The organism is Acinetobacter sp. 1125_18A, from assembly GCF_052824985.1.
The window spans coordinates 67,112-78,277 of the sequence record NZ_VTDG01000016.1 but is presented as its reverse complement, the minus strand read 5'-3'; the positions used below and the strand labels follow the sequence as shown (position 1 = coordinate 78,277).

The following is an 11,166-nucleotide window of genomic DNA, read 5'->3' as shown; positions in this document are numbered from 1 at the left end:
ACTTTTTCATCAACTGGACATTTTTCAACCAAAATAGCAAAAAAAGTCGATTTTTAGCTATTTTTTGCACCATTTTTTCTCATACTAATAAAGCAACTCATGTTTTTATTTAAATTTTAAGCTATTTATATTTGTTTTTTTTCTTTAAACTATTTGAAATAATTTTATCATTTAATAAATTAAGTCGAATATGGCCCGTTTTATAAATAGAAGAAGCTTCTGTTTAGGAATTTTGCTCTTTTGCTGCAACTATTCCTCAGCCAATTCGTCACATAATATTTTCATGATGACTTTATCTATACTAAGTTATGCAAAATGGAACACTCCGAATCCAGAATTATGCGTCGTTGATAATGCATCCTATGCAAACCAATTTTCTGCTTATATCAAATCAAATAAGTCTCCTTTTAATATAAATGCGATACATTCCGCTGATCTAAAAAATCGTCATTGTGATGCGGTATTTTTTTCCAATACTTCAGCACAAACCGAACAGGCTCTTATTGGAAAATCATTAAATTCATCTATTTTATCGTTTAGCTCAAGTAATTCTGAATGTGAAATTGGCAGCGTTTTTTGCTTATCCACCAACAAAACAGGAAATACTATTTTTAAAGTGAATCTAGATAGTTTAGCTCAGTCTAAAATACATGTTGACCCACGTGTTTTATTACTGGCAAAGAATTCGGATTAAAATAATGATGAATAAATTTTTTAAATCGAGTTCCTTACAAACATTGTTTCGTAAATCTCAATTTACGACCTTTGCAATCACTTTATTTATTAGTACGTCTACTTTTGTCACGATTTCAGTATTTACCGTTGAATCTTATGCGAAACAAAACCTATTATTAATCAGCCGAACCGTGTCTGAACGTGTTCAACCTGCGCTGGTGTTCTCTGATAAAATTGCGATTTCACAGATTATCAATGAATATACCTTCCAACATTCAGTACGTCTGATTGAAGTTTATGATAATCAAGGCCATAAAGTCGCAGAAAGTCTCAAAAATGTTGAACATTATTCTTATATTCAAAACTTTTTTGATCATATCTTTTTAAAAGAATCCATCAAGTTAAACGTCCAACATCAAGGAAAGCTGGTCGGTCAAGTTGTACTCTATGGAAGTTCCAATGAAATTTTAATGTTTATTTTTAAAATTTTTACCGGCTTAGCGTTTGGCATGCTCTTTATGGTTTTTGCTGTATGGTGGTCGGTAAACTTGACCTATCGCCATATTATGGGTTCATTTTTACCGATTATACAAATTGCACAACTATTAAGAAATCAGAAAGCATACAACTTAAGATTCCCTAAAAGTGATGTAAAAGAATTTCAAGACTTAAACAGTGTGTTCAACCAACTCTTAGATGAAATTCAATCTTGGCACACCCATCTTCAAAACGAAAATAGTGAACTTTCTTATCAAGTTCAACATGACCATTTGACCGAATTGCCCAATCGTAATTATTTTTATCAAGTTTTATGTAATCTATATGAAGACGCCGGTCAGCGTGAGAATTTAGCGCTATTATTTATTGATAATAATAATTTTAAAGCCATTAATGATCAGTATGGACATTTGGTGGGTGATGAAGTTTTAAAAGAAATGGCTTCACGATTAAGACGACATATTCGCCAAGATGATTTTGTCGCACGTCTTGCAGGAGATGAGTTTGCAATTATTTTACGTTCCATTTCTAAAATTGAACATCTCATCTCTATTGCGGAAAATCTAATTAAATGTTGTGAAGATCCTTTAATCTATAAAGGACAATCCATTTCTTTTAGTTTTAGTATCGGTATTGCTATCTCTAGCCAGGCCTCAAGCCCAGAAGACTTAATTTCTCAAGCAGATCAAGCTATGTACAAAGCAAAATCGTTACAGCATCATTGGTTTATTTACCATTCATAATATTAGGGGGTTTCTATGACTTTAAAAAACGTACAACTTTCCATTCTTGCAATCCTCTGCCTAGCACTCACAGGCTGTATGAATCTAGGTGGGTTGAGTTATAAACAAGCACGCGTGCTCAAGAAAGAAGGCTTTGTATTAACGGATGAAGGTTGGAGTCTAGGTCTACCAGAACGTTTATTGTTTGGTTTTAATGAATCAGATATTAATACAGAGCGCCACACTGAATTGGTTCGTTTAGCAACGCAGTTACATAAATATCATCTCGATAAGCTCAAAATTGTAGGCCATACCGATAATATCGGAAATCCAGAATACAATTTAAAATTATCCAAAGAACGTGCTCAAAATGTTTCAAATATATTCATTGAGCAAAAATTTAATCCACAAAATATCCAAGTGATTGGAAAAGGGGCTGAGCAGCCACTTAAAGCAAATGATTCAGAAGAGAATAAAGCTGAAAACCGTCGTGTTGCGGTGATTATTATTCCTTGATAATCTTCTCTTTATTAAAAAAGATCTCTACGGAGATCTTTTTTAGGTCTCTAGAATTTGACGCTTCGTTGACAAGCACAAATTTCAGGCATAAAAAAACCGCCTTTAAGCGGATAATTTATATTTAAGCTGATGCTTAAATGGTCGGAGCAGTAGGATTCGAACCTACGACCCCCTGGTCCCAAACCAGGTGCACTACCAGGCTGTGCTATGCTCCGAATTTACAACAAACTTAAGGAATTGGGGTGAATGATGGGGCTCGAACCCACGACAACCGGAATCACAATCCGGGGCTCTACCAACTGAGCTACATCCACCGTCACATTAAGTTTTAGGATCTATAGTATCAAGCAACATATGGTGCGCCTGACAGGATTCGAACCTGTGACCATCCGCTTAGAAGGCGGATGCTCTATCCAACTGAGCTACAGGCGCATGACCAATGATACTAATATCACAGATTAACTTGCCTTGAAGAATTGGTCGGAGCAGTAGGATTCGAACCTACGACCCCCTGGTCCCAAACCAGGTGCACTACCAGGCTGTGCTATGCTCCGTTCATCTCAGCTTTTGTGTATCGCACATCGTGCGGTACGGTGTGCATTCTAGGCGTGACGCCACAAGACGTCAACACCTATCTTGAAAAAAAGTTAAAAAAACACGTCAAATGTATATTAATCAAACATTTCAGATGTTTTTTATACAATTTCTATCGTTTTAATTGAGCACTAAAGTTCAACATACGATCTAAAGGTAATTTAGCACGTTCAGCCAAAGCAGTATCTACGAATATTTCTTGATCGGCCTTTTGCAAAACTGCCAAAATACCATCTAATTCATTCATTGCCATCCACGGGCAATGCGCACAAGAACGACAAGTTGCGCCCTCACCTGCTGTAGGTGCTTCAATCAAGGTCTTATGCGGTACAGCTTGTTGCATTTTATAGAAAATGCCACGGTCTGTAGCCACAATTAGAGTGTCTTGTGACAATGTTTGAGCTGCTTTGATCAGTTGTGAGGTACTTCCCACCGCATCCGCAATATCAATCACGGATTCTGGTGACTCAGGATGTACCAATACAGCTGCATTCGGATACAGCGCTTTCATCTTTTCAATACCACGGGCACGAAACTCTTCATGCACGATACAAGCACCATCCCAAAGCAACATATCAGCACCGGTTTTCTTTTGAATATAACGGCCTAAATGTTGATCTGGTGCCCAAATAATTTTCTCGCCCAAACTGTCTAAGTGTTCAATGATCTCTACAGCACAACTTGAAGTCACCACCCAATCTGCACGTGCTTTAACTGCTGCTGAGGTATTGGCATAGACCACAACAGTATGCTCAGGATGCGCATCACAAAATGCGGTAAATTCATCTACAGGACAACCGAGATCAAGCGAACAGGTTGCTTCCAAAGTTGGCATAAGTACTGTTTTTTCAGGAGAAAGAATTTTTGAGGTTTCTCCCATAAATTTAACCCCAGCGACCACCAGTGTAGATGCCTCATGATCACGTCCAAAACGTGCCATTTCCAAAGAATCAGAAACACAACCACCTGTCGCTTCCGCAAGTTCTTGTACATCTGGATCACAATAATAATGTGCCACCAAAACAGCATTGTTTTTTTGCAACTCAGCTTTAATTTGCGCAAACTTCTGCTGTTTTACCGCTGGACTCAGACTATTGTCCTTAGGTTCACCTAAACGATCTAAATGCGCTTGCACAACCGATTTTGCTTCGTTGGCAATTAAATTATTCGCATCATTCATAAGAGGTCTTCTCTTTCCTTGTCGCTGGCATCATGCTAGCGTTTATACACTTGTGAATTGATTGTACGGTTTAGCGCACATAAATTCACCACGAAAAATGTTTTGTTATAAAAAAGCCTCACGAATGAGGCTCCTTAAAAAATCAGTAGTTAAGAACGATAGTCCGCATTAATTTTCACATAATCATATGATAGGTCACAGGTATATACCGTATCTTTGGCCTGCCCTCGACCAAGGTTTACATGAATGGTCATTTCTGTCTGTGACATTACACGCGCACCAGCTTCTTCGGTATAGTCTTCAGCAGCACCACCATCTTTACAAATTTGCACGTCGTCTAACCAGACTTGAATTTTTTCAACATCCAAATCTTTCACGCCAGCATAGCCAATCGCAGCAAGGATACGCCCCCAGTTTGGATCAGACGCAAAAATTGCCGTTTTAACCAATGGTGAATGGGCAATGCTATAAGCAATATCGCAGCATTCTTGTGTGTCGTTTCCACCGTCAACCGTGATAGTAATGAATTTGGTTGCCCCTTCCCCATCACGAATAATCAGTTGCGCCAAACGCTTCATCACACGCGATAAAACATCCAAGACCACAGTATAACGTGCATCATCTTCACTGCTAATTTCTACACCACCAGCCATGCCTGTTGCAGCAAAGATGCATGAATCATTGGTAGAAGTATCACCATCCACAGTAATCCGGTTAAATGATTGGTCTGCGCTAATTTTTAACATTTTTTGCACAAGATTTCGTGCAATTGGCGCATCGGTTGCAACAAAACTCAGCATGGTCGCCATATTTGGGCGAATCATGCCTGCACCTTTAGAAATCCCAGTCATTGTATACGTTATACCATCAAGCTCGAACTGTTCTGAGGCACCTTTTGGTGTGGTATCTGTGGTCATGATCCCAGTCGCAGCGTCCAGCCATGAAGCGTCATTCAAACTATTTAGTGCAGGCTGTAAACCTTGCGTTAAACGCTCAATGGGTAGTTGTTCGCCAATAACCCCTGTAGAGAATGGCAATACCTCAAATTCTTCTACCTGCGCTAACTCAGCAAGCTTTAAACAGGTCAATTGTGCATTTTGCATGCCCAATTTGCCTGTGCCTGCATTAGCATTCCCAGTATTGATGACTAAATAGCGTGGATTGGCTTGTGCTAAATGTGCTTTGGACACATGAACGGGCGCTGCACAAAATGCATTCTGGGTAAACACACCCGCAACATTGGTACCTTGTGCAAATTCAAAAATAACTAAATCTCGTCGATTTGGATAACGGACATACGCCTCAGCAGAGCCAATTTTTACACCTTGTACCACATGCATATGCGGCATAGACACGTCACCAACAGCCATTTTCAAATGTCCACATGAATTAGAATGAAAACACAGCTTATTAGAATTCTCTATAAAAATCGAGCTTATTAAAATGCTTATTTATTTTTACTATAAGAAAAGCTTATTCATTTGAATATAAAATAAAAAAGCCAGTAAATATACTGGCTTTCATCACATCATTAATACCTTACTGTTGAACAGCAGTCGTGGTATCCGCAGCCAATAATGCTTGCTTTACTTTTTCTTGACTAGATACTGACAACGCTGGATTTGAAGCAACAACGCGATTAACCGTAGCAGGTGTTACCGCTGCAATCGCCGCAGTTTTCAAAATAATTGGGCGTCCACCTGTATTCCCTAAAGTATAACGAATACCAGTACGTGGACTAATCACAGTCGTGGTTTCATTTTTTACTTCTGCTTGGGCTGTTACTGCGCCTGTAGCAGCTTGTACTTTTTCCACTGTCGTCGTTTGTGGTGCTGTATCTGCAAATGCCAATGCTGGAACTGCTAAAGTTGCAACAAATAAAGGTTTTAATAATTTTTTCATTATCTTCCCAAAGATCTTTTCCAATTGAGCAACTTAATACCACTTAATCACATTTCCTGCAATAAAAATTAACGCATGGTAATAACTTGTAAAAAAAGCAGAACAATTGTTCTGCTTTTTTGTAACACTTTCAGGGTCTATTCACTCAATTAGATTTTGCCGTGACATTGTTTGTATTTCAAACCTGAACCACAAGGACAAGGTGCATTACGGCTTTCTGGAGCTACAACCTCATCACTATGAGTGAATTGTGCATCAACAATCTCATTACTTACCGTACCGCTTAAGCCATCCACTTCATCATGTGCGAAGTTAAGACGCATAGATTCAGCTTGAGCCTGTTGTTGAGCTTCCATTTCAGCAAGCTCTTCAGGTGTTGGGATATGCACACGAGAAATATCAGTAACCACGTCTGACTTAATCACACCTAACATATTGACGAATAAATTGAAGGCTTCCTTCTTATATTCTTGTTCAGGGTTCTTTTGTGCATAACCACGTAAGTGAATCCCTTGACGCAAATAATCCATCGCAGCCAAATGGTCTTTCCAATGACGGTCTAAAGAACCCAGCATGAAGTGACGTTCAAGTGTCGCAGCAGTATCATCACCCATCTGTTCACGACGATTACGGTAACGTGTAACGATCTCATCAGAAATACGTTCAACCAAGGCTTCTTCATCTAGACGACGATCTTCTTCCAACCATTGATTTACAGGAAGATTAATACCTAAATCTTCATTCAATGCATTTTCAAGCCCTTGAATATCCCATTGGTCATGGATTGATTCAGGTGGAATATAGGTTTCGATTAAGCCTTTTACGACTTCACGATGCATTTCTTCAATATAATCTTGAAGTGAGCTTTCTTCTAAAATTTCATCACGTTGAGAGTAAATAATTTTACGTTGTTCGTTATTTACATCATCGTATTTCAATAAGTTTTTACGAATATCGAAGTTACGTGCTTCAACTTTACGCTGTGCATTTTCAATAGAACGCGACACCATTTTATGTTCAATGGCTTCATTCTCTTGTAGTCCCATCGCACGCATCATTGCAACAACACGATCACCTGCGAAGATACGCATCAAATCATCTTCTAATGACAAGAAGAAACGTGAAACACCTGGGTCACCTTGACGGCCAGAACGACCACGCAACTGGTTATCAATACGACGTGATTCATGACGTTCAGAACCGATGATGTGTAAACCACCTGAACTCAACACCATTTCATTGTTTTGTTCCCATTCTGCTTTAAGACGAGCTTCATCTTCCACAGTATGGTTTTCAATTTTGGCAAGTTTTGCTTTCCAGTTACCACCAAGCAAAATATCGGTACCACGACCTGCCATATTGGTTGCAATGGTCACTGCACGTGGTGAACCCGCTTGAGCAATAATGTCTGCTTCACGCTCATGTTGTTTAGCGTTCAAGACTTCATGGGTAATTCCCGCATCTCGTAACTTATCAGATAAAATTTCTGAAGCCTCAATGGTTGCAGTACCAATCAAGATAGGCGCAACACCTGCTTCATGAATTTTCTGAATTTCTTCAATAATTGCGTTGTATTTACCATTACGGTTTAAATAAATTAAATCGTTTTGGTCATTACGAATCATCGGACGATGGGTTGGAATAAGCACAACATCCAAACCATAAATTTCTTTCATTTCCGCAGCTTCAGTATCAGCAGTACCTGTCATACCTGAAAGCTTTTTGTATAAACGGAAATAGTTCTGGAATGTGGTTGTTGCTAAAGTTTGGTTTTCAGGTTGAACTTCGAGCGCTTCTTTGGCTTCAACAGCTTGGTGCAAACCTTCAGACCAACGACGACCAGGCATGGTACGACCAGTATTCTCATCGACAATGATTACTTCACCATCATGTACAATGTAGTGAACATTACGTTGATACAGGAAATGTGCACGAATTGCAGCAGACACGTGATGAACGAGGTTTAGATTTGATGGTGAATATAAGCTTTCGCCTTCAGCCAACAAGCCCATTTTAATCAGTTCATCTTCAACAGTTTCATAACCGACTTCAGTCATTTCAACTTGGCGTTGTTTTTCATCAATCCAGAAATGACCACCATCTGCGACTTTTTCTTCTTTTTGAGCATGCAACTTCGGTGGAATACTATTGATTGCAACATAAAGCTGTGATGAATCATCACTTTGACCAGAAATAATCAACGGTGTACGTGCTTCATCGATCAAGATCGAATCGACCTCATCGATAATCGCATAAATCAAACCACGTTGCTTTTTCTCTGCCATAGAGAAAACCATGTTATCGCGCAGATAATCGAAACCAAATTCATTATTGGTACCGTAAGTAATATCTGAACGATATGCCTCAGCTTTCTCTATTGGTGATTGCATCGAATAGATTACACCAACGCTTAAGCCCAAGAACTCATAAAGCGGACGGTTTAATTCAGCATCACGTTGTGCCAAGTAATCGTTGACCGTGATGACATGAACACCTTGTTCACTAATCGCATTTAAATATACAGCCAAAGTACCCATTAGGGTTTTACCTTCACCTGTACGCATTTCTGCAATTTTTCCTTCATGCAAAGTAATACCACCAATGAGCTGCACATCATAATGACGCATACCCATGACACGTTTTGCTGCTTCACGACACACCGCAAACGCTTCTGGCATTAATTTATCTAGGCTTTCACCTTTCTTATATCTTTGTTTGAATTCTTCAGTTTTTGCAGATAAGTCTGCATCGCTGAGTGCAGATGTCGTCGGCTCGAGCGCATTGATCTTATCGACAATTTTACGCATACGTTTTAGTTCGCGCTCGTTTTTAGTACCGAAGATTCCTCCGATCAGACTTGCCAACATATAAACTCTCTAAATCTTTGTGAAATAAATTTTTCTCAGACGATATTATGGTGGTAGAAATTTGAAGTACAAGGGTTTTGCACAAATCCAATCAAAAAAATCTGACGATTAGTTCTAGCACGTATCAGCTAAGGCGCATTAATGTAGCAAATTTAACCGATATTTGCAGTGAGGTAGAGATCAATTATATGTTTTTTTTCATATGCTTCTTTTATTAATATCTATTTTCTTCATAAAGAAATACAAAAACACTATTTTTAATTATAAAAAAACTGGGTAATAGTAGTTTGGACGAGCCAAATAACAAACAACATTTTTAGATATTGAGGTTTCAAAATGACTTTACGATTAGGTGACATTGCACCAGATTTCACTCAGGAATCTAGTGAAGGCCCAATTAAGTTTTATGATTACTTGGGCGACAGTTGGGGTGTTTTATTCTCACACCCTGCTGATTATACGCCAGTATGTACCACTGAGCTGGGCTATACCGCAAAACTAAAAGATGAGTTTGAACAGCGTGGGGTAAAAGCCATTGCCCTTTCAGTCGATGATGTTGAATCACATAAAGGTTGGATCAACGACATCAATGAAACGCAAAATACTACTGTAAACTTCCCAATCATTGCAGACAAAGATCGTAAGGTGTCAACGCTGTATGATTTCATTCATCCAAATGCCAGTGAAACGCTCACCGTACGTTCTTTAATTATTATTGATCCCAATAAGAAAGTTCGCTTAATCATTACTTACCCTGCATCAACTGGACGTAATTTTAAAGAAATTTTACGTGTGATTGATTCATTACAACTGACTGACAATTATAAAGTTGCCACACCTGCAAACTGGCAAGATGGTGAAGATGTTGTCATCGTCCCGTCGATCAAAGATGAAGCGGAGCTTAAAGAACGCTTCCCAAAAGGTTATACGGCGGTTAAGCCTTATCTTCGTCTTACCCCACAACCCAATAAATAATATGCAATATTGATTTTTTAGATTAGAGCTAACTAACTTCAAAAGATCACATCCAAACTTGATGTGGTCTTTTTTAAGATCCACTGATTGCAACGAAACTCTTTTCCCTCTTCAAAATACACCAAACAACAAATACTAAAATAAAAGCAAAATCATTTAAAAATAAAAAAGGCACCGAAGTGCCTTTTATGATCAAAGATCAGCGAACAAATGTTATGCAGGAATACGTAAAACTTGTCCTGGGAAAATATCATCCGCATTTTTTAACAATGGGCGGTTCGCTTCAAAAATTTTATTATATTGGTTGGCATCACCATAAAATTCTTTTGAAATTTTAGACAAATTATCGCCTGATTTAACCGTATAGAACTTACTTTCAGGTTCAGGTGTTGCCACTGTCATTTGATCATCAACTTGCGCCACATGGTCAATATTCCCCACAGCAAGAATGATTTTCTCTTTATCTGCCTGAGTTTGTACCTGACCGTGAATCGTGGCCAAATCAGAAGTACCATTATAACTTACAGAAAGCCCTGTTACTGGTAAGCCTAACGCTTTAATGTGCCCCAATAACTTATTGGCAATTTCTTGTGCAGACGGTTCTGCTGGCGTTGCTGGTGCTGCTTGTGGCTCAGCTGGTGCGGTATTTTTCTTGCCAATTCCTTTAATAAAATCAAAAAGACCCATATGTCGTACTCCATATCATTATTGAAAGTTGTTTTACTGTGAATGTATTACTGTGAACTGTTATACAAATTTAAGAACTCTATTTTTATAGCGAAAAAGTGTCAGAGTGTGCGTTGTCATTGGTGATAAAAAGGTAACGGTATGTAACCAATGTTTTTGATTTTAAACTTATTTAGTTGCTTTTTAGGTTAAGGCATCGCCAAGCAAACATTCACTCAATACAGCTAAATTCAGGCATAAAAAAACCACCTAAAGGTGGTCTTTTTACGTATAACAACAACGTGCTATACAATCAACACATTAACCAAGTTTTTTAGTTACATAGTCGATAGCTGATTGAACAGTTGTGATTTCGTTAGAATCTTCATCTGGAATAGTGATGTCGAAGTCATTTTCGAAAGACATAACAAGTTCTACTAGGTCTAGAGAATCAGCACCCAAATCATCCATGAAAGATGCTTCGTTTTTGATTTCTTCAGCTTTGATACCTAATTGTTCTGCAACAGCTTGTTTAATGCGTTGTTCGATATCGCTCACAGGAATTCTC

10 protein-coding genes and 4 tRNA genes are annotated in these 11,166 nt (G+C 38.5%); 4 read left to right on the top strand and 10 right to left on the bottom strand.

Features of this window, described 5'->3' with window-relative positions:
* Window positions 1-190 precede the first annotated feature (190 nt).
* Genes FY049_RS19635 through FY049_RS19625 form a run of 3 tightly spaced genes read left to right on the top strand, consistent with a single transcriptional unit; the run spans window position 191 to window position 2,411 of the window.
* A complete protein-coding gene (locus FY049_RS19635; protein ID WP_056514043.1) occupies window positions 191-694 on the top strand; it encodes a YfiR family protein in 504 nt (167 codons plus the stop codon).
* Between the two features lie 4 nt (window positions 695-698).
* A complete protein-coding gene (locus tag FY049_RS19630) occupies window positions 699-1,916 on the top strand; it encodes a sensor domain-containing diguanylate cyclase (RefSeq protein ID WP_224964249.1) in 1,218 nt (405 codons plus the stop codon).
* 15 nt (window positions 1,917-1,931) lie between these two features.
* Window positions 1,932-2,411 (top strand): OmpA family protein, encoded by a 480-nt coding sequence (locus FY049_RS19625; RefSeq protein WP_056514039.1) that lies wholly within the window; start codon window positions 1,932-1,934, stop codon window positions 2,409-2,411.
* Window positions 2,412-2,552: 141 nt separating this feature from the next.
* Here the strand turns inward: FY049_RS19625 and FY049_RS19620 are convergent.
* From FY049_RS19620 to secA, 8 genes are all read right to left on the bottom strand, one after another.
* Window positions 2,553-2,629 (bottom strand) — tRNA-Pro (locus tag FY049_RS19620).
* A 23-nt stretch (window positions 2,630-2,652) separates the two neighbouring features.
* Window positions 2,653-2,728, bottom strand: a tRNA-His gene (locus tag FY049_RS19615).
* A 41-nt stretch (window positions 2,729-2,769) separates the two neighbouring features.
* A tRNA-Arg gene (locus FY049_RS19610) sits at window positions 2,770-2,846 on the bottom strand.
* A 45-nt stretch (window positions 2,847-2,891) separates the two neighbouring features.
* Window positions 2,892-2,968, bottom strand: a tRNA-Pro gene (locus FY049_RS19605).
* 152 nt (window positions 2,969-3,120) lie between these two features.
* Window positions 3,121-4,188, bottom strand: coding sequence for a quinolinate synthase NadA (gene nadA, locus FY049_RS19600; protein WP_056514037.1), 1,068 nt, complete (start codon window positions 4,186-4,188; stop codon window positions 3,121-3,123).
* A 149-nt stretch (window positions 4,189-4,337) separates the two neighbouring features.
* The gene (gene argJ, locus FY049_RS19595; protein ID WP_446084200.1) at window positions 4,338-5,558 is read right to left on the bottom strand and encodes a bifunctional glutamate N-acetyltransferase/amino-acid acetyltransferase ArgJ; all 1,221 of its coding nucleotides are present in this window, start codon (window positions 5,556-5,558) and stop codon (window positions 4,338-4,340) included.
* 169 nt (window positions 5,559-5,727) lie between these two features.
* Entirely contained in the window at window positions 5,728-6,090 is a 363-nt protein-coding gene (locus FY049_RS19590; RefSeq protein WP_004817737.1) for a hypothetical protein, read from the bottom strand.
* Window positions 6,091-6,239: 149 nt separating this feature from the next.
* Window positions 6,240-8,957, bottom strand: a complete 2,718-nt coding sequence (secA, locus tag FY049_RS19585; RefSeq protein WP_446084199.1) for a preprotein translocase subunit SecA — start codon at window positions 8,955-8,957, stop codon at window positions 6,240-6,242.
* Between the two features lie 336 nt (window positions 8,958-9,293).
* Here secA and FY049_RS19580 point away from each other — a divergent pair, with 336 nt between their 5' ends.
* Window positions 9,294-9,932, top strand: a complete 639-nt coding sequence (locus FY049_RS19580) for a peroxiredoxin (protein WP_004723953.1) — start codon at window positions 9,294-9,296, stop codon at window positions 9,930-9,932.
* Window positions 9,933-10,145: 213 nt separating this feature from the next.
* Here the strand turns inward: FY049_RS19580 and lysM are convergent, their stop codons facing one another.
* Together lysM and acpP are read right to left on the bottom strand one after the other, a co-directional pair.
* On the bottom strand, window positions 10,146-10,619 hold the full coding sequence (gene lysM / locus FY049_RS19575; RefSeq protein WP_004723955.1) for a peptidoglycan-binding protein LysM: 474 nt from the start codon (window positions 10,617-10,619) through the stop codon (window positions 10,146-10,148).
* Window positions 10,620-10,919: 300 nt separating this feature from the next.
* Complete coding sequence (gene acpP, locus FY049_RS19570; protein WP_004723957.1) at window positions 10,920-11,156, bottom strand: acyl carrier protein; 237 nt, start codon at window positions 11,154-11,156, stop codon at window positions 10,920-10,922.
* Window positions 11,157-11,166: the final 10 nt, after the last annotated feature.